16 protein-coding genes and 1 tRNA gene are annotated in these 18,219 nt (G+C 56.5%); 11 read left to right on the top strand and 6 right to left on the bottom strand.

Features of this window, described 5'->3' with window-relative positions:
• Positions 1–108: 108 nt before the first annotated feature.
• On the bottom strand, positions 109–579 hold the full coding sequence (locus ACG873_RS19320; RefSeq protein WP_394886794.1) for an Hsp20 family protein: 471 nt from the start codon (positions 577–579) through the stop codon (positions 109–111).
• Between the two features lie 400 nt (positions 580–979).
• Here ACG873_RS19320 and ACG873_RS19325 point away from each other — a divergent pair, with 400 nt between their 5' ends.
• Together ACG873_RS19325 and ACG873_RS19330 are read left to right on the top strand one after the other, a co-directional pair.
• Positions 980–2,008 (top strand): isopenicillin N synthase family dioxygenase, encoded by a 1,029-nt coding sequence (locus ACG873_RS19325; RefSeq protein ID WP_394886796.1) that lies wholly within the window; start codon positions 980–982, stop codon positions 2,006–2,008.
• 410 nt (positions 2,009–2,418) lie between these two features.
• Positions 2,419–3,369 carry an alpha/beta fold hydrolase gene (locus ACG873_RS19330; protein ID WP_394886798.1) on the top strand — a complete coding sequence of 317 codons (951 nt, stop codon included), beginning with the start codon at positions 2,419–2,421 and terminating at the stop codon, positions 3,367–3,369.
• A gap of 4 nt (positions 3,370–3,373) precedes the next feature.
• On the opposite strand, the gene hisN is transcribed toward ACG873_RS19330, so the two are convergent.
• Entirely contained in the window at positions 3,374–4,150 is a 777-nt protein-coding gene (hisN, locus tag ACG873_RS19335; RefSeq protein WP_394886800.1) for a histidinol-phosphatase, read from the bottom strand.
• A 325-nt stretch (positions 4,151–4,475) separates the two neighbouring features.
• Entirely contained in the window at positions 4,476–5,366 is an 891-nt protein-coding gene (locus tag ACG873_RS19340; RefSeq protein ID WP_394886802.1) for an N-formylglutamate amidohydrolase, read from the bottom strand.
• Positions 5,367–5,622: 256 nt separating this feature from the next.
• Here ACG873_RS19340 and cpdR point away from each other — a divergent pair, with 256 nt between their 5' ends.
• From cpdR to ACG873_RS19375, 7 genes are all read left to right on the top strand, one after another.
• The gene (gene cpdR / locus ACG873_RS19345; RefSeq protein WP_008835384.1) at positions 5,623–5,985 is read left to right on the top strand and encodes a cell cycle two-component system response regulator CpdR; all 363 of its coding nucleotides are present in this window, start codon (positions 5,623–5,625) and stop codon (positions 5,983–5,985) included.
• A gap of 95 nt (positions 5,986–6,080) precedes the next feature.
• Positions 6,081–6,155 (top strand) — tRNA-Val (locus ACG873_RS19350).
• A 357-nt stretch (positions 6,156–6,512) separates the two neighbouring features.
• On the top strand, positions 6,513–7,262 hold the full coding sequence (locus ACG873_RS19355) for a site-specific integrase (RefSeq protein ID WP_394886804.1): 750 nt from the start codon (positions 6,513–6,515) through the stop codon (positions 7,260–7,262).
• Entirely contained in the window at positions 7,255–7,716 is a 462-nt protein-coding gene (locus tag ACG873_RS19360; RefSeq protein ID WP_394886806.1) for a hypothetical protein, read from the top strand. The genes ACG873_RS19355 and ACG873_RS19360 overlap by 8 nt, the downstream gene beginning before the upstream one ends.
• Positions 7,717–7,974: 258 nt before the next feature.
• Complete coding sequence (locus ACG873_RS19365) at positions 7,975–9,384, top strand: hypothetical protein (protein ID WP_394886807.1); 1,410 nt, start codon at positions 7,975–7,977, stop codon at positions 9,382–9,384.
• 818 nt (positions 9,385–10,202) lie between these two features.
• On the top strand, positions 10,203–10,799 hold the full coding sequence (locus ACG873_RS19370; RefSeq protein ID WP_394886809.1) for a recombinase family protein: 597 nt from the start codon (positions 10,203–10,205) through the stop codon (positions 10,797–10,799).
• 54 nt (positions 10,800–10,853) lie between these two features.
• On the top strand, positions 10,854–13,961 hold the full coding sequence (locus tag ACG873_RS19375) for a metallophosphoesterase (protein WP_394886811.1): 3,108 nt from the start codon (positions 10,854–10,856) through the stop codon (positions 13,959–13,961).
• Positions 13,962–14,319: 358 nt separating this feature from the next.
• Here the strand turns inward: ACG873_RS19375 and ACG873_RS19380 are convergent, their stop codons facing one another.
• Positions 14,320–14,796 carry a MarR family winged helix-turn-helix transcriptional regulator gene (locus ACG873_RS19380; RefSeq protein WP_394886813.1) on the bottom strand — a complete coding sequence of 159 codons (477 nt, stop codon included), beginning with the start codon at positions 14,794–14,796 and terminating at the stop codon, positions 14,320–14,322.
• Positions 14,797–14,921: 125 nt separating this feature from the next.
• Here ACG873_RS19380 and ACG873_RS19385 point away from each other — a divergent pair, with 125 nt between their 5' ends.
• Together ACG873_RS19385 and ACG873_RS19390 are read left to right on the top strand one after the other, a co-directional pair.
• Positions 14,922–15,416, top strand: coding sequence for a methyltransferase family protein (locus tag ACG873_RS19385; RefSeq protein ID WP_394886815.1), 495 nt, complete (start codon positions 14,922–14,924; stop codon positions 15,414–15,416).
• A gap of 69 nt (positions 15,417–15,485) precedes the next feature.
• Positions 15,486–16,076: a TVP38/TMEM64 family protein gene (locus ACG873_RS19390; RefSeq protein ID WP_394886816.1), complete on the top strand. Its 591-nt coding sequence runs from the start codon at positions 15,486–15,488 to the stop codon at positions 16,074–16,076.
• A 44-nt stretch (positions 16,077–16,120) separates the two neighbouring features.
• Here ACG873_RS19390 and ACG873_RS19395 read toward each other — a convergent pair whose 3' ends face one another.
• Together ACG873_RS19395 and ACG873_RS19400 are read right to left on the bottom strand one after the other, a co-directional pair.
• Entirely contained in the window at positions 16,121–16,966 is an 846-nt protein-coding gene (locus ACG873_RS19395; protein WP_394886818.1) for an EamA family transporter, read from the bottom strand.
• Positions 16,963–17,874 (bottom strand): endonuclease/exonuclease/phosphatase family protein, encoded by a 912-nt coding sequence (locus tag ACG873_RS19400; RefSeq protein ID WP_394886819.1) that lies wholly within the window; start codon positions 17,872–17,874, stop codon positions 16,963–16,965. Before ACG873_RS19400 ends, ACG873_RS19395 begins: the two co-directional genes overlap by 4 nt.
• Positions 17,875–18,219 lie beyond the last annotated feature (345 nt).

The following is an 18,219-nucleotide window of genomic DNA, read 5'->3' on the forward strand; positions in this document are numbered from 1 at the left end:
GCTTTTCGTTTTCGCATCGTTTTTGCCGAAAACCGGCATCCACTTTTCGGCGCGATGCTCTAAAAAAAGCGGCGCCCGGAGGCGCCGCCATTCACTTGGGAGGAGCGATCAGTTGGTGGTCGTGGCTTCGATCTGCTTGGCGGCCTTGGCAGGCGCCGTAGCGATCGCGATCTTGCGCGGCTTCATCTCCTCGGGAACGTTGCGCTTCAGGTCGATGTGAAGCAGGCCGTTCTTGAGGAACGCGCCGCTGACCTCGACATGGTCGGCAAGCTGGAAGCGACGCTCGAAGGCGCGAGAGGCAATGCCGCGATAGAGGACTTCGGTGCCCTCGCCATTGCCTTCATCCTTCCGCTCGCCCTTCACGCTCAGCACATTGCGATGTGCCTCGATGGTAATGTCGGCCTCGGAGAAGCCGGCGACAGCCATCGAAATGCGGTAGGCGTCTTCACCGGTCCGCTCGATGTTGTAGGGCGGATAGGTCTGGGCGCTCTCCGGCTGCGCGAGCGAGTCGAGCATCGTGAAGAGCCGGTCGAAGCCGACCGTCGAACGATAGAGTGGCGAAAAATCAACGTGACGCATGGCCTGTTCTCCTGTTGAGCAACACTGTTTGCGTTTGGCCCGGTGCAAAACCCTTGAGCGGCGTATTGCATGGACCAGTGGCCCCGGTTCGGCGGCCACGGCACTAATCTGGGGAGCGGAAAAACGGCTTTCAAGGCATTTCCGGCCGGAAAATCCGCGGCTGGGCGCAGGAGATCGTTAGTAGAGGTCAGGCCCAGCTATCCCTCTCATCGGTGCATAACGTGCGTTCTGCACCCAGATGGCTGGATCACCCACTTGCACCTGCGGCTCCGCCTCCTCCATCTTGCCTGGTAGAAGCGGCCGATCCTTACGGCCTGATCAATTCCGCCAAATCGCGCGAAATGGCATCGCGTCAGGCGCCTTCCGCCTGGCGAAATCGAGATTCTAGGGGAGACTGATCATGAGCGAAGGCATTCCTGCAATCGACATCAAGGCTTTGTTCGGACCCGCTTCGCCCGAACGCGACGCAGCCGACCGAGCGGTGCTGCAGGCGGGTTCCGGCGTCGGCTTCATGACGATAACGGGCTTTCCGGGCAGCGAACTGCTGACCGGCGAGAACCGCGCCCGGCTGCTCCGCATATTCAGCCTTCCCGACGCGCGCAAGGCTGATCTGCTGCGCTGGAACTTCGACAACACCAGATCCAACTTCTATCGCGGCTGGTTCCCGCTGCAGCCGACGGCGGTTTCCTACAAGGAAGGCATAGATATGGGGCCGGACGTCGCCCATGAGGACGCCGCCTTCGATCCGAACGATCCATTGTGCGAAGCTACGCCGCTGCCGGACGAGTCGGAACTTCCCGGATGGCGCAGCCAAGCGGCCGACTATCACAGGGCGATGGAAAAGGTCGGCAACACGCTGATGCGCGCCATCGCCCGCGGCCTCGACCTGCCGCAAGACACGTTCGATGCCTATTTTAAGGGCGGAATCTCGACCCTGCGCCTGATCCGATATCCGCTGCGCGATGCGAAAGCCGCGGTCGATCTCAGCGGCCCGGACTATTCGGTCGTCCACAAAGGCGAGACGCGCACGATCATCGGGAAGGAACATGTCGATTCCGGTTTCGTCACGCTGCTGGCGCAGGACGGCGTGGAAGGCCTTCAGGCGAAGGACCATAGCGGCGAGTGGATTGACGTGCCGCCGGCCGATGGAACGCTTGCGGTCAATTTCGGCCAGTTGCTCGAGCGCTGGACTGGCGGCAGGGTGCGCGCCACCTTGCACAGGGTGATCGCCCCGGATCGGGCGCGCTACTCCATTCCGTTCTTTTACGAGCCTCGCGTCGACGCCGAGATAGCGCCCCTGGCGGTCCCGGGCGCTACCCCCTTCGAGCCGTTCCTTTACGGCGACCATTTGTGGGAAGCGGCGACCAATTTCGTTGAAATGCGCGGCATCAAGCATTTACGCAAGCCGCGCCGCGCCAAGGCGTCTTGAGTGCGGAAAATCGGATTTCAGGGCTTTCCAGCCGGAAACAATGCGCGGCTCGAATCGTTCTCGAACATGAATGCAGGATGAACCGCGGCTTCGGCGAGCGTTCAGGCAAGGGCTGCTAGATTGTGCTCGAACATAAGCGTCAAGCGGTGCGCGGACGCACCGCGACGAAGCCGAGCCGGGTGTAACGTCCCTTCCTCCCGGGTCGACAGAGGCCGGAACCTGCCAAAAGCAGCTTCCGGCCTCCTTTCGCCGATTCCGGCCCGCGGGATTTCCTTTGCTTTTGCCCGCCATGATCTTATCACCTTCGGCAATGCCGCTTGGGGATACCCAACACCGTGAATCTGCGCATGATCCTTCTCGACAACCGATTTCGGTTTTCGAGGGGCATGCCCGAGCCGCCATAGTGGACGATGAATACTCTTTTCCATGAGCTTCCGGGCAATCCGGTCCCGGAAAACGCCTCGACGGGACGTTTCACCACAAGCGACGGCAAATCGCTCCGCTATGCCTGTTTCTTGCCTTCCGCACGCCCGTTCAAGGGAACGGTCGTCGTGCTCCCGGGGCGCAACGAATGCATCGAGAAATATTTTGAGACGATCAGCGACCTGACGGCGCGCGGTCTCGGGGTCGCGATCTTCGACTGGCGCGGGCAAGGCGCGTCGGTCCGGCTGATCAAGGATCCGCAGCGCGGCTATGTGCGCAGTTTCTTCGACTACGCCAACGACCTGGACCAGTTCTTCACCGAGATCGTGCTGCCCGACTGCCGCGGCCCCTATTATGTGCTCGCCCATTCGGCGGGAGCGCTGGTGGCGCTTCTGGCGGCGCCCTCCATGGCGAACCGTGTCCGCCGCATGGTGCTGATCGCCCCCTTCCTGATGGTAACGGGCGTTTCGCTGACGCTTGCGACCATCCGCCGGCTGGCGACGGCGCTTTATTATCTGGGCTTTGGCCGGTTTTACGTCACAGGCGGGCCGCGCCCGCTCGAGCGGTACCCTTTCGCCTCCAACAAGCTTACGTCCGACCCGGCGCGCTATGCGCGAAACTGCGAGCTTTACGAGGCCCATCCAAATCTTGGGCTTGGCGGCCCCACGGTCGCCTGGATACGCGCCGCGGCGGAAGCTTCGGTGACCGTCCAGGATCCGGACTTCCTCGCGAAGATCCAGACGCCGATCCTGATAGTCGCAGCAGGCGCCGACGAGGTGGTAGCCAACCGGCCGATCGGGGATCTGGCGCTAAGGCTGCGCAACGGCTCGCTGCTGACGGTCGACGGCGCCCGCCACGAGATCCTGCAGGAGGCCGACATTTTTCGCGAACAGTTCTTCGCCGCTTTCGATGCTTTCGTGCCGGGGAGCGGCGGCTGAGGGATCAGCCCTCGTGCAGCAGCTTCAGCGCCGCATCGTGCAGCTTGGGCGAGCCGGCGGCGACGATCTCGCCGCCGTTCTCGGCGGGGCCTCCGTCCCAGTTGGTGATCTTGCCGCCGGCCTGCTCGATGATCGGGATCAGCGCCACGATGTCATATGCCTGCAGGCCGACCTCGACGACCAAGTCGATATGGCCGGCGGCGAGCATTGCGTAGGCATAGCAGTCGGTTCCGTAGCGCGACAGCCGGACCGCAGCCTCCAGCCGGTTGTAGGATTCGCGCCGGCCGCCCAGGAACAGCGCCGGCGTCGTCGTGCACAAGGTCGCGCCCGCAAGCGCATCCACCTTGCGCGTCGCCAGCCGGCGCTCGCCGCCCGGACCTTCATAGAAGGCTCCGCTCCCGTCGGCGCGGAAAAGCTCGCCGATGAAGGGCTGCGACATCAGCCCGGCGACCGCGTCGCCGTCGACGGTGAGGCCGACAAGCGTGCCCCAGAGCGGCACGCCGGAGATGAAGGAGCGCGTGCCGTCGATCGGATCGATCACCCAGATGTGGCTGCTTGCGGCGTTTTCGGAGCCGAATTCCTCGCCGAGTATGCCGTGATCCGGATATTGCTCGCGGATGACGGCGCGGATTGCCTGCTCCGCCCGCTGGTCCGCCTCGGTGACCGGATCGAACCCTGCCGAAAGCTTGTTGGAGACGGCCCCCTGCCCGCGAAAGCGCGGCAGGGTCTCGGCGGCGGCGGCTTCGGCGACACGCCGCATGAACTCGGCACTGACCTTCAAAATCCCATCTCCCGACACCCGAATCACTTTGCCCGACTATAGCCGTGCTCCTGTCGGTGCATGGCCTTTGCAGGGATTAATCGGACAATTTGGCGCGTTTTGGTGTTGCGCGGGCGCAACATTTCACGCCTCTTTGGCCGATCTCCACATCATTATGAATTAAATATTCATGTATGCGCTTGACATTTGTGCAGCGCACAATAAATTTTAGGTCGGACAGGTTCTCCTGTCTATGCCCTCCTTGGGCGTTTCCTCCCTAGACTTCGACCGCGTTGTGCAAACAACGCGGTCTTTTTTCGGCTAGCGTGCAGCCGGTCGGGCGTGGCTATTCGGCCGCCAGCGGCAGGTCGCCGAAATTGTGGTCGGGCATCCCCATCAGATCGGCGCAGAACCGCGCGAGATCGTCCGCCAGCGCATCGAAGCCGGACGATTTCTGCAATGTACGCTCGTTCATGTAGAGGCCGCGATTGACCTCGATCTGCAACGCGTGGAGGCGTCGCGCCGGACGGCCGTAATGTTCGGTGATGAAGCCGCCGGCATAAGGCTTGTTGTGGGCGACGGTGTAGCCCATGGAAGTCAGGAGGCCGATGGCCGTCTCGGTCAGACCCGGCGCGGCGGAAGCGCCGAAGCGGTCGCCGATGATGAAGTCCGGCCGCATCCCGGCGTCTCCGACCCGAACGCTCGCCGGCATGGAGTGGCAATCGATCAGAACGCCGTAGCCGAAGCGCGCATGGGTGCGCGTCAGAAGCTGCTTCAGGGCATCGTGGTAGGGCTTGTAGACGGTCTCGATGCGCGCCACCGCCTCGTTGAGCGGCAGGCGGCCGGCATAGATGTCCAGCCCCTCCCCGACCAGCTTGGGCACCGTGCCGAGGCCGCCGGCCACGCGGGCGGAACGGATGTTGGCGAAGGACGGCACCGGCTCGACAAACATGCGCGGGTCGAGTTCCCACGGCTCGCGATTCACGTCGAGATAGGCGCGCGGGAAATTCGCCGCCAGCATCGGCGCGCCGAGCGCGACGGCGCCGCCGAACAGCTCGTCGACGTAGCAATCCTCGGAACGGCGGATCGCATTGCGGTCGAGCCGGATCATGGCGAGGAAGCGGTCGGGGTAATGGCTGCCGCTGTGCGGAGAGTTGAAGACGAACGGCACGCGCTGTTCGGCGGCTATGCGGATGTCGAACGGCGCCCTCGCCGCGAAGTCGTCAGCGGCCGTCATCGGCTGCACCATGCCCGCAAATGCGTTCCATCATGCTTTCGAAACTGCCATCTGAAGCAACGGACGTCCAGATGGAATCGGCTCCGTTTTTTCGGACAGCGAGGCAATCTTGCCGGATGCCCGCCGCATTGGCGCAAAGGCGGCGTTCACGGGCGCCACCGCGCATTCACTTGATCTTTACCGTCGGCTCTTCATATAGAGATGGTTAACCAGCCTGGCTGCAAGCAGTTCTTGCAGGTGATTCGGACGGGAAAACATGGCACGCATACTTCTGGCTGAAGACGACGACGACATGCGTCGGTTTCTGGTCAAGGCGCTCGAACGCGCCGGCTATGATGTCAGCGATTTCGACAACGGGGCAAGCGCCTACGAGCGGCTGCGCGAAGAGCCGTTTTCGCTGCTTTTGACCGACATCGTCATGCCGGAAATGGACGGCATCGAGTTGGCGCGGCGCGCGACCGAGATCGATCCCGACCTGAAGGTGATGTTCATCACCGGCTTTGCCGCGGTGGCGCTCAACCCCGACTCCAAGGCGCCGAAAGACGCCAAAGTGCTGTCGAAGCCCTTCCACCTGCGCGATCTCGTCAACGAGGTCGAAAAGATGCTGCAGGCCGCCTGACGGCGCGCCCTGCGCCACGGGCAAATAGCCGACCATTCGATCATTCTCGCTATTGACGCGCTCGGCCATAATATGGTGTATGCGCGGCTTCGGATGGGCGTGTAGCTCAGCGGGAGAGCACTGCATTGACATTGCAGGGGTCACAGGTTCAATCCCTGTCACGCCCACCATCCTGATCCCCTGAAATTATTAGCTTTTTTGCTCCAGGGCGCTTCTTGAAAGACTGATCGAATTCGCAGCTGTCACACTCTGGTCACAGCAAAAGGGTTCGACATGTCTACAATTCGCAAGCGGGGGACCAAATGGCAGGTCCAATCCGGCGCAAGGGAATCGCTCCACTAACCCGCACTTTTGCATTCAAGGCAGACGCCATGGAGTGGGCTCGTAACCGTGAGGTTCTAGCGGACCGTCACGATCTGCCACCCAGCGCCAAAGCCCTGGACGCAATCACCCTACGAGACTTGGTCGTGCGATATCGAGACGAGGTGGTCCCTGCAAAGCGAGGAGCACCGGTTGAAACGATCGTATTGAACGCCTTCCTTCGTGATCCGGTTTGCTCGAAGCGTCTCTCCCAACTCACCACAGCCGATTTCGCGGCGTACAGAGACAAGCGGCTGTCCAAGGTGGTCGGAACGACTCTCAGAAGGCAATTGGCTCCCATCCGGAACATGTTCGAGATAGCTCGGACGGAATGGGAGGTACCGCTCAGACAAAATCCGCTCGACAGCCTTCCCCTTAACGCCGTGAATGCCAAGAGGCAGCGAAGATTGCGCGAAGGCGAGTTCGACAGGTTGGTGGCAGCCGCGACTAAGGCGAGAAATCCCCTTGTTCTGCCAATCATCAGGTTTGCCATAGAGACAGCCATGAGAAGGGGGGAAATCCTGGCCATGAAATGGCACGACATCGACGTTCAAAGGCGTCTGTTGATCGTCCCTGGGGCAAAGAACGGTCATTCACGGACAATTCCACTCACACTGACTGCTGTTGCGACTCTTAAAAGCACAGCAGAGACCAATGAAAAAGTGTTCCCAATAACACCGAACGCATTGAGATTGGCATGGGATAGACTGATTGAACGAGGTTCCATCGCTGATCTCCATTTCCATGATTTGCGGCACGAAGCCATCAGTCGTTTCTTGGAAATGGGGCTTACCATTCCCGAAGTGGCACTCATTAGCGGCCACCGTGACTTGAGAATGCTCATGCGGTACGCTCACGCGAGTTGCAGCAGGATCACAGCACAGCTTGTGAGGTTAGAGAGGGAAACTGATGACTAATCCATTCAGGGTGGCTGTGGCCCTTGGAACCCTATTTCTGGCTTCTCCGGCATTCGCCAATGACGGCCTTGTGCCTTTAAACCAGCTCCCAATGAACGATCTGGACAACTTGCTTTACATGGTGAAGCGATGCGGAGCAGTTTCCTTTGTCATGGCAACGAAATTTCGCGAACACGATGAAGACATGAGCAACAGACTCTTGAAACAACGCGATCATTTTTCAGATAAAGCATTCCAGGTTGTTGTTGCGATGTCTAACAACACTGGGAAAGAAGTTAAAACTGAAGATATCAATCTCATTGTGGAAGACATCGTGAAATTGGTATATTTATACCGTCGGCATATGGAGGACAGCTATATTAAATCCGGAAAAATGATAGATAACCTGACCATGAGTGACTCCCAGCTATGCATCAGCGCCTATGAAAGCGACTTAGTTAGTTCGAAAAACTAGGTTATTTCACATTGTCAATAGCAACTTTCCAGATTCTTCGACTAATTTTCTAATACAACACGCAATAAGGTTCGTACTCTTCGTTCCATGCCGTATCGCGCACCCACCATTCACGATTTCAACCATTACCGCTGGATGCGTAAGGGGTTTACGCTTGATCCAGTGTGGGCTCCATTGGTTGGAGACATCGCCGAGAGAGCACGGATACATGCAGGAAAGGCTCCAAGACGAGATGTTATACAGAATATAAGAAATTCCATGAGCGTCATCTTAGCAAACCTGTATTTCAGTCACGTGAGAGATGAGAATCGGTATGTTGCAATTGACAGGAGCAACGATGGTTACCCACATGGCATTTACAATCCACTCAACTTGAACATTAGGGCGACAAGAGATTCGATAAATTATTTAATTGATGCTAATCCTAGTTATGTTGAAGTGAGAGGAGGGAATTTTGATCAGGAGAGAGGCGTTGGTTATACGACTAGATTTAGAGCTAGTGAGAGACTAATTGGGGAGTTAGAAGATTCTTTATTCCGAGAAGAACATGTCGAGGAGCTAGCTACCCGAGGTATTATTAGGAACACTTTGAATAACAATCCAAACAACTTGGCATTAGCTGAACTATTTCAAAACCATAATCTACCTTTGGTAAGACTCAGGGGAGAGGCAGCTGCTCAAGGTCAAGGAAGGGAGTTTATTCATTTCGAACAAACTGACGAAACTCGCCGGATGGAAGGCAACCTTCGTCGATTCAACCAATTCATTGCTGATCACCATTGGCTTGACCTGCTCATTCCTGACCAAGAGTTCCAAGCCCTTTCAAGGCGCAATGAGGATGAAAGGGATGAGTTCGGTGACATCAAAGACCACCGCAGCGACCTAGACCTCCTCTTTCGCAACCAACTGTATCGGGTGTTCAATAACGGTCGATTCAACGAGGGAGGACGATTTTATGGGGGCTGGTGGCAAGGGGTGCCTAGTCACCTCAGACGTTATCTCACGATCAATTGGTACCCCACTGCTGAACTTGATTACTCCAACATGCAAATCGCAATGCTGTATGCAGACCAACGCTTGGCACTGGAGGGCGACGCCTATTCCATCGAAGGAATTCCCGCCACTCATCGGAAGCTCATCAAACGGACCGTGCTCAAGATTATCAATGCGCCCGGACAAATCAGAGCGCCTCGTCGAGTTGAACTGCCGGAAGGATGGACCTGGCGACAAATCATCGATGCCGTCCGCGAAAAGCATGCCCCGATCGCCCGCTATTTTGGGACTGGAGAGGGTATACGCCTACAGAAGCGAGACGCAGATATCGCAGAGACGGTCATGCTTCGGTTGATGGACGAAAATATTCTGGCGCTCCCGATCCACGACAGCTTCATTGTGGAGGATGGTCGCCAAAATCGCCTTAGACAAGTTATGGTCGAGTCCTATCATCAACATCTTGGGCAGGATATCCCAGTCGACGCCGACGAAACATGGGTTGAGACCCTTCCAGCTGACGCACCACTTTTGGACGAGCTTGGGGTGCGCGATCTTGAAGATTGGCTTTCAGAAACCGAGCAGGGACCAGAGTACGCGAATTATCGACAAAGAAGGCGGTCGTTTCTTCAGCTCAAAGGCGAGGCTTGGGGCCACGAACACCATTTTCACTCATAAGTTAGTGCTTCTATTGAATAGTATGCTCTATACGCCACAGAGAAGCCCGCACAGAGGTTTCTTAGCAAAATAGCTAGGTACATACCAGAAACAATTAACGGCTCTCAGTGACCCTCTATTCCAATTGTAGTTGCCAATCGCTTTTCTAAGCCACAGGGATTAATTTACAGACTCAAGCCATAATTACATACTCTATCCTTATTCCCAGGCTACTTTATAGGTTTACAGTCGACTATTTTAAAAATTGTGTCATGCTCGTATAGACGCTAGCTACCCCCCGGCCTGGCACTCGCCCCTACTCCCGGTGGCCCCTACATGACTTCCTCACGCAGATCGCAATCCAAATTCCGCTGTCTTTTGTCTGGGTCGTTGAAGCTTTACAACTCTGACACAAGGGGCAATGGGCCAACCGCGCATACACTTTTCATTCCTACGAAAAAACATCATGCCTTCGAAGCTGCGCCAATGACCATTAGGGCGACAACGACACCGATTACGATCCATACAGTACCCGACCACTCCATTATGTCGCCGCCCGAATTTCGGATGCGACCTCAGCCCCCCTCTGAACAGTCTCATCTTTCTTCTCAATCGCCCAGTCTTTCAAATCGTTCAGCATTTTTTCCCCACCTTGAGTACCAGCGTTGAATTATCAGCTTACCTGAATACGCACCTTTTGGGCAGATCACCTGTCTGAATGCATGCGTTCAAAAAACCTGTCCGGTTCTCGACCTCGAAGCCTTTGTTTTTTCTGGCCATCAAACGGCCGAATTGCGCGTTCATTAAAGGAGTGTTTTGTGAACAAAGGAGGATAACTGATGGCCACCCGAGCTGCCCTCTATTTGAGAGTGAGCACGAAGGATCAGACAACGGACAATCAAAGGATCGAACTCGAACAAGTCGCCCAGGCGAAAGGGTGGAGGATTGCGGCCATATATGAGGATGATGGCATTAGCGGAGCCGAGGGACGGGACAAGCGCCCTGCATATGATCAGATGCTCAAAGATGCTGTGAGAGCCAGGTTCGACGTTCTGCTGTCGTGGGATGTCTCACGGTTAGGAAGAAGCTTGACAGGCTTGGTCCAATCCCTCGACGACTTGCATGCTAACGGCGTGGACCTTTACCTACACAAGCAGGCAATTGACACGACCACCCCATCCGGCAAGGCTATGTTTCAAATGACGGGTGTCTTCGCCGAATTTGAAAGGGCGATGATCCGGGATCGGGTCTTGGCGGGCCTGGCTAGGGCAAAGGCAAGTGGGAAAACACTGGGGCGACCAAAGAACATTGTTGATCTAGTAGAGATCGCCGCTGATCGAAAGGCCGGCCTGACGCTCCGTCAGCTGTCAAAAAAGCATGGCGTCTCACTTGGCTACATCCACAGCATATTGCTACGCAATGAAAATTATAATTAGTGACCATCTCTGTGAATACGTAATGTCGGGCGACTCTGGAAGGACTGGTTAGAAATGCGAACGCGTATTTTTCATATCTCTGATCTGCACATGAACAAGGGATGGCATGAGCAGCAGGGTGTTGTCCTTGACGCTTTTTTTGATGACATAAAGCCACGCGTCAATGAGAGCAATGAGCCCTTCCTGGTATTTTCCGGCGATTTAGTTCAGGCTGGTTCAAGCCAAGAGATGTACGCCGAATTTACTCGCCATTTTGGGACACTTCTTTCAATGTTCCCGGACAAGGGTCGCCGTATATGCTGTTCAGGCAATCATGATGTAAATCGGGATTATATCGAAAAGAACATTTTCGTACTTGAAGCTATCACAAGCAAAGGCAGTTCTGAAACGACTTTCAACACCCTGCTAGAGTCCGATTCGTTCTCTAAATTGATTAGGCCGAAATTCGACGATTTTGACTCGTTCCAGCAATTGCATTTCGGTACCGTCGCTAGTGGCGACTACTTTTTTGGTGACTTCAACGAGTTCAACGATATTGGCGTCTATGTGTTGAATTCCGCCCTACTTTCGTTCGGGGGGGCGATGAATATGGAAAGAACGCAGTCCATCGACGACAGGCGCAAACTTCGTGTGGAGACGCGCAGATTAAATGAGTGGTTGCAGGTCACCGATACGAAATTTAAAATCTTAGTTGTGCACCACCCAATTGATTGGCTAACAGAGGATGCTGAGATTGAGCTTAGAACACTCATTCAAAGGCATTTTTCATTAGTATTATCTGGTCACATTCATGAGGCGAACCCGTCTGGACTAACCAACACGGCTGGCTCCTGCTTGGTTTCCATAGCGCCGGCTCTGTTTCACGCTAAGGATTTTCCGAATGGGTATACCTATTTAGATATCGATACCGCCACTAATGAGATTGTCGTACACTATCGGACATGGAGCCCAAAAACCCACCGTTTTGTTTCTGGGACCACAATCACCGGCAATGACACCGGGACGTTCATTTCCAAATCTCATTCATCTCAACCAACTGACGGCAGCCCCTCTGGTGGTTCAACTCTCATTCATACCTCTGTGGAGAAGCCTGAACAATTTCTAGCCGAAGCATTCACCGATGCACTTCGCTCCTATGCCTCGCTCAACGATTGCTGGGTGACGCCGCACTTGTCCGAAAATCCCGAACACGTCAGTGAGACAGCTGTCTCAGATACTATAGCCCCTATTGACGCGTTGAAACGCAATAAGCGCCTGATTTTGTCAGCTCCACCACGCTTTGGACTCACAACCCTCGGTAAGAATCTCGCTTTAGAGTACTGGCAAACAGCTTCGTCGCTACTCCTTGCGATACCCTCCAGCAAAATGCCTCTTTACGAAGCAGAATGCTCACGATTGGTCGAGTCATTTGTGGGGCGCTTTGGACTTTCCAACTCAGACTTTGGCGGCTTTATTGTTGACTTGGAAGCGGTTGAGCTCGATAAAATTCGACGCTTCCTAAAGTGCATCACGGAACGGTTTCCCGATCGCCATATCGTCTTTCTAAACACCCAACGGTCGATGTCGCAGCTTTCCCGCCCCCTATCTGAAACGCTAGCCAGCAATTTCACTGAATTTTACGTAACAAGCCTTAGCAGATCAGAAATTCGATCTATCGTTCAAAATCAGATTAAGTCCGGTCTGAATATCGACGAGAATATTTTAACCAATAGAATCGTCAGCGATATCGACAACATCAACATTCATCGCACTCCATTTCATGCAAAGCTGCTTTTGAGCATTGCTTATAGATATTTTGATATCACTCCCCTTAATATGACTGAGGTTCATACACTGCAATTGTCTGCGGCTATTTTGGCAAATATGCCAGTTGGTACATACGATACAGCACCAGATATAAAGGACTGCTGCTATGCTCTCGGTCTTTTTTGCGCAAATCTCATTAAGGATGACAAGAACCAATTCGAAAAGCACGACTTTTTGCTCACAATTATTTTGTATTGCGACGAAAAGTCCATTGACCTTGATGTCAATTTGCTATTCGAGTGCTTGATTAGAGAGAAGATTATAGTTGGCTATGGCTCTGCATATAAATTTAACTATATATATTGGGTATATTTCTTTGGTGCTCACCATATGATTACTAATGATGAGTTTTGTCAGTTTATATTGACTAAGAAGAACTATGCGAGATACTCCGAGATGATAGAGTACTATTCTGGAATCGACAGACGTCGCACGGATTTAATTCGATCTTTGAGAGCAGACCTCGCGGATATGAATGAGGATTTTCGCCGTCGCTCTAACATCAGCGGCGACGCTACGGTGTACAATACAATTCACTGGAGCCCTACCGTCAAAGAAATCGACGTCGTTAGTGAAAAACTAGACCAGATTGTTGATGAAACAAATCTGCCGGTAGCCGTGAAGGATTCTATTGCTGATAAGGATTTCAATCCCGCTAAACCATACCGGCAAGAATTGCGTAACTTTATAGCTGATTTGTCACTGGGCACCACGGCACATGTAATGGTGGCATCGTCTAAAGCGATTCGTAACAGCGATCATGTTGATTCTGAGGAGAAGCTGGTGCTCCTTCGGGAGATTTTCACTGTTTGGAAAGAAATCATTCAAGCAACGTTGCTGGTTTCCCCAATCTTGGTACGCGACAAGACAGCAGTATTTGAGGATGTGCTGTTTGTACTGGACGATTCTTACGACAATTATTCTGAGGACGAGCGTCTGATGGCATTGATCGAAATATTGCCGGCCTTCCTGTCCCGGCTGTCATCAAAGGACCTTTCCACAAGGAGAACCGGTCCGTTGTTCTTTAACTTTCTGGACAGGGAAACCGACGAGATGTTTAGGTTCTTTGCGGCTATGCAAATAATTATAACGAAGCCGCATAAATGGCTCACGCACGCTGTTAAGTACATTGATGGTTGTCATAAGAGATCATTTTTCCTATTTTCTTTGTTGGGACAGCTCAAGCGTGATAGGTTGATTGGGTACAACTCAACAAAGGACGCTGAGGACTTGGAGTATTTGATTTCTTATATTCATGCCAAGCACGATCTGAATGCCAAGCACCCAAGCGACAAGCTGGTTCGACGGATAATGAATGAGCTGACTTTCGGACCTCCCGTGGTTGACGCGATATAACTGGGGACCATCTGTCCGGCAAACGGGGGATTCGGTTTACTCGCTATTTCAATATGGCCTGGCACACACCCGTCACAGTCATCTAGGAAAAAGCCCCAGATTTCGGCTTCGGATGGACATGTAGCGAGAAAGATCGTAGACTGCGTAAGCAGCTGAATTCATTCAGTCTTTCGATAGGAGTGCAGCGAAGCGGAACTCTGTCTCAGCGGGAGAGCACTGCATTGACATTGCAGGGGTCACAGGTTCAATCCCTGTCACGCCCACCATCCTGATCCCAATTCCACCATTCGCCGCTAGGCCGGTGTTGACTCGCACCATCCCGCCCTGGCGCCAGCCTCGCGGTCTACGGCCGCCGCTCTCAGCGTTCTTTTGCCTCGTCGCTGAGCCGCCGCACGATTTCGACAGTGTTGCGGATGTCGGCCTCGCTCAGGCCGGCGCCCATCGTCGAGGCGATCGCTAGGAGCCGGGCGTTCATCTCGCGGTAGTGCGCTTCACCCTTGGGCGTGAGGCTCACCAGTTTCGATCGCCGATGCCTCGGATTGTCGATGAGTTCCACGAGCCCCTCCGCCGCCAGCTCGTCGGCCAACCGCTGCATGCGCTGGCGGCTGGTCGGTCGCATCTGGGCGATCTGCGGCACGGTGAGGGGGCCGAGCAGCGCCAGGCTGCGCATGAAGCCGAACGCGCCGCCGCCCCAGCTCGTGATGAGCCCTGTCCTCTGGCCAACTGCCCGTATTCGAAAGAAGAATTGCGCTGTTTCGAGCATCAGGTCCGCGATCGCCTCGCCCTTGCTCGTGGCGATCTGACTTTCCGCTTTCCCCTGTCGCGCCGTCGCCATCCTGTTTCGCTCCGCCGTTTGCAGATTGACACCTGTGTTGTCAAATATTAGAATGACACCCGTATTGTCATCTTAACGCCGATCCTGACCTTCGGCGCAGCGTCTGGCAAGTAGGAGAAGCCAATATGGGCTCTACCGACCAGCAGGCTGATGACGCCCCGGCAGCGCGGGGCATCGCGCGGCCGCCGTTGCTCTATCTCGCGTGCCTGTTCCTGGGGCTTGTCCTGGATCGCATGCTTCCCTTGCCGCTCATCTTGCCGGAGGCCGGCCTCATCCGCTGGACCGTGGGTGGAGGGCTGGTCGTGGTCGGCATTGCGATCATGGCCGCGGGAATTCGCAATTTCTCTCGCGCGGCTACGCCCGTGCGCTCCAACCAGCCCGTCCGCGCGCTGGTCGCAACCGGCATACATGCCTGGAGCCGCAATCCGATCTATGTCGGCATGCTCCTTATCTATGTAGGCATCGGCATAGCTGCGCTCAGCCCGTGGGTCCTTGTCCTCGCGCTGCCTCTCGTCATCATCCTGCGCTACGTCGTGGTCGCGCGCGAAGAAGCATATCTCGAGCGACGCTTCGGCGACTCCTACCGCGACTACAAAGCGCATGTCCGCCGTTGGCTGTAGCGCCGGCCCCGTTGACCAATCTTGGAAGAGCCGGAGGCCGAATTGAGATTGGGCTTGGCCGTAGTCGTAATGGCATTGGCGCTGGCCTCCTGCGCCACGATCCCGACGCCTCAGGAGGCCAACGACGCAGTACTCACACTCCGGAAATACGAGAGCTGGGCATGGGCCGCAGGCATCGTTCTCATCTGGGCTGATGTTGTGTTGCCGGTCCCGCAGACCGTGGTGATTGCTGCTCTCGGCGTCATCTACGGTACGGTGCTCGGGGGTCTTTTGGGTAGCGTCGGCCTGATTACTGGCGGCCTTCTGGGCTATGTCCTCATGCTCACCTCCGCACGGCGAATGGTGAAGCGCTTTGTTGGCCCCCAGTCATTGAACAGGATGGAGAGCTTGTTCGAAAGGAGCGGTGCGTGGGCGATCGTCCTGACCCGCAGCCTCCCCTACAGCGTTCCGGAAGCCATGGTCTTTCTTGCTGGGCTTGCGGGGATGCCGACGAGAAAATTCACAGCTGCATTGGCCTTGGGCAGCGTACCAACCGCGTTTGCGTTTGCGGCGATCGGCGCCGGCTGGGCCGACAAGCCGATCCTGGCGCTCGTGGCGAGCTACGTGCTTCCCATCCTGCTCCTGCCCGTTGCGCTTTTTCTCATGCGTCGCTCATCGTAGTACATGTCGACCACAATGCCCGGCAACGGCCGGTATGCAGGCGCTCAGCCCAGCCGGAGCGCCACGACGCCGGCGACTATGCAGAGCGCGGCGGCGACCCGCCATCCGGTCATCTTTTCGCGTAATGCAAAGACCGAGATGAGCATGGCAAACAGGATTGAGGTTTCGCGCAGGGCCGCCACCGATGCGATCGGCGCTTTCGTCATCGCCCACATCGCGATCCAGTAGGAGGCGGCGCTCAGAAGCCCGGTGAGAACGCCGATATGCCATTCCGTCTTCATGATCGGAAGCAGGCTGCGCCCGCGGTAGTAGAAGCCGATCGCCATCGAGACCAGCCCGTCGCAGAGGAACAGCCATGCCGCATAGCTCGACGCGGTGGCGGCGAGCCGGGCGCCGCTGCCGTCGGTCAGCGTGTAGCCCGTGACGAAGATCGAAGTGGTCAGCGCGAACCCGACCGCCCGGTGGTCGAGCCTGCCGAGGCCCCTGCCGCCGCGAAACGACATCAGCAGCGTGCCGGTCGAAAGGAGCACAATGCCGAGTATCGCCAGCAGCGTCGGCAATTCGGCAAGCAGGAAGATCGCGCCGACCGTGGTCATCAGTGGCGCTGCACCCCGCGCCAGCGGATAGGTCTGGGCGAGGTCGCCGGCCTCGTAGGCCATGACCAGGAACAGCCGATAGCCGATATGGATGGCGAGCGAGGCGGCGATGAACGGCCAGACGTCAGCACCGGGAAATTCGACGAAGGGAATGACCGGCAATGCGGCGAGGCTCATGCCGAGCGAGGTCAGCGAGATCGAGGCGAAGCGGTCGCCGCGCATCTTGATCAGCGCGTTCCATGCGGCATGCATGGCGGCCGCCGCGAGCACCGCGAAGAAAACGGTAAGCGTCATTCCGGCGCGATCCGCGATCCCGGATCGTCAAGGTCGATGTCGACGAAAAGCGGATGGTGGTCGGAAGCGATTTCAGCGTTGTCGACGCTGACCGAGCGCACGCGCGAGGCGAGCATCGAGCCGACGAAGCAATAATCGAGCCGGCGCTTCATGATGCGGCCGCCGATCTCCTTCACATGCGTATGGAGATCGCCAGGACCGTGGCCGGCAATCGTCGCCGCATCGACAAAACCGTCGAGATAAGCGACTCCGGCATGGTACGGCGTCGTGCCGGTGATCGCGCGATATTCGGCGCTGTCCGGCTCGCAGTTGAAATCGCCCATCCAGACCGCCGCCAGCGGGCATTCCGGCTCGCTCTCGCCATGTGTCCAGTCGCGCTCCGGTTCGTCGTCGACGCCGCTCCACGGGCCGCCCTGGAACGGCGTGCGGCGATGCAGGTCCTGCAGGAAAGAAATCTGCTCCAGCCGCTCCTCCGCGCCGATATGCGCGAGGTGCAACGACAGGAACCGCACGGGCCCGACTGGCGTGCGGATCATGCATTCGAGCGCCGGATTCTGCGTGTTGAGCGGGCTAACCGTTCGGCGCATCGGCAGCAGGTGCAGGCGCGACCAAACGATTGGCAAGCGCGACAGCAGCATGGTTCCGAACTGCCGCCGCCGGTTGACGACGCGGCCGTCCACGCGGGTGCTGGCGTCCATGTCGAAGGCCGGTCCGTAGACCCAATAGTGATCCGGCAAGAGCCGGCCGAGCATCTCGGGCTGATCGTCGGAACCGGTCCGCCGCCAGCCGCGCTCGACCTCCTGCAGTGCGATGATGTCGGCGCCGGCAACAACGCGCGCGATCCGCTCCAGATCGTAGCGGCCGTCTGCTCCGAAACCGTACTGAATGTTATAGCTGACGAGCTTCATCGATTATCCGGCTCAGTATTCTGATGGAGTAGCGGGTCGGCGCAGGGCTTGCAATGAGCAGGCCCAAGCAAGGGGATTGAGCCAGACGGCGGTGATGTTCAGAAGAACGAGCTTCTCCGTTGCCACGCCCGCTTTCGCGTCTGGCCATTGTGGGAAGCGGCGCATGGCAACCACGCCTAATCAATTTAATTTAGTGACGCGCTGCCATGCGCCGCCGGCGTTTTCTCCCCTTGCCGCTCCCGGCCCATGCCCTGTCCCGGTATTCTGGGACAAGGAGCGGGCGCACAGGTTCGACCCGGGGCCGGAGCGCCCCGCACGACCATGCGGGAATCATCTCCGGCGCCA

This window comes from Allomesorhizobium aridi (assembly GCF_043769475.1).
In the GTDB taxonomy this organism is placed as follows: domain Bacteria; phylum Pseudomonadota; class Alphaproteobacteria; order Rhizobiales; family Rhizobiaceae; genus Allomesorhizobium.

Excerpts from the sequence above, each read along its gene's own strand:
- ACG873_RS19395 (WP_394886818.1), bottom strand. The coding sequence starts at position 16,966 with ATGACGCTTACCGTTTTCTTCGCGGTGCTCGCGGCGGCCGCCATGCAT.
- cpdR (WP_008835384.1), top strand. The coding sequence starts at position 5,623 with ATGGCACGCATACTTCTGGCTGAAGACGACGACGACATGCGTCGGTTT.
- ACG873_RS19360 (WP_394886806.1), top strand. The coding sequence starts at position 7,255 with ATGACTAATCCATTCAGGGTGGCTGTGGCCCTTGGAACCCTATTTCTG.
- ACG873_RS19380 (WP_394886813.1), bottom strand. The coding sequence starts at position 14,796 with ATGGCGACGGCGCGACAGGGGAAAGCGGAAAGTCAGATCGCCACGAGC.
- ACG873_RS19390 (WP_394886816.1), top strand. The coding sequence starts at position 15,486 with ATGGCATTGGCGCTGGCCTCCTGCGCCACGATCCCGACGCCTCAGGAG.
- ACG873_RS19370 (WP_394886809.1), top strand. The coding sequence starts at position 10,203 with ATGGCCACCCGAGCTGCCCTCTATTTGAGAGTGAGCACGAAGGATCAG.
- ACG873_RS19385 (WP_394886815.1), top strand. The coding sequence starts at position 14,922 with ATGGGCTCTACCGACCAGCAGGCTGATGACGCCCCGGCAGCGCGGGGC.
- ACG873_RS19340 (WP_394886802.1), bottom strand. The coding sequence starts at position 5,366 with ATGACGGCCGCTGACGACTTCGCGGCGAGGGCGCCGTTCGACATCCGC.
- ACG873_RS19375 (WP_394886811.1), top strand. The coding sequence starts at position 10,854 with ATGCGAACGCGTATTTTTCATATCTCTGATCTGCACATGAACAAGGGA.
- ACG873_RS19330 (WP_394886798.1), top strand. The coding sequence starts at position 2,419 with ATGAATACTCTTTTCCATGAGCTTCCGGGCAATCCGGTCCCGGAAAAC.
- ACG873_RS19365 (WP_394886807.1), top strand. The coding sequence starts at position 7,975 with ATGAGCGTCATCTTAGCAAACCTGTATTTCAGTCACGTGAGAGATGAG.
- ACG873_RS19400 (WP_394886819.1), bottom strand. The coding sequence starts at position 17,874 with ATGAAGCTCGTCAGCTATAACATTCAGTACGGTTTCGGAGCAGACGGC.
- ACG873_RS19325 (WP_394886796.1), top strand. The coding sequence starts at position 980 with ATGAGCGAAGGCATTCCTGCAATCGACATCAAGGCTTTGTTCGGACCC.
- ACG873_RS19320 (WP_394886794.1), bottom strand. The coding sequence starts at position 579 with ATGCGTCACGTTGATTTTTCGCCACTCTATCGTTCGACGGTCGGCTTC.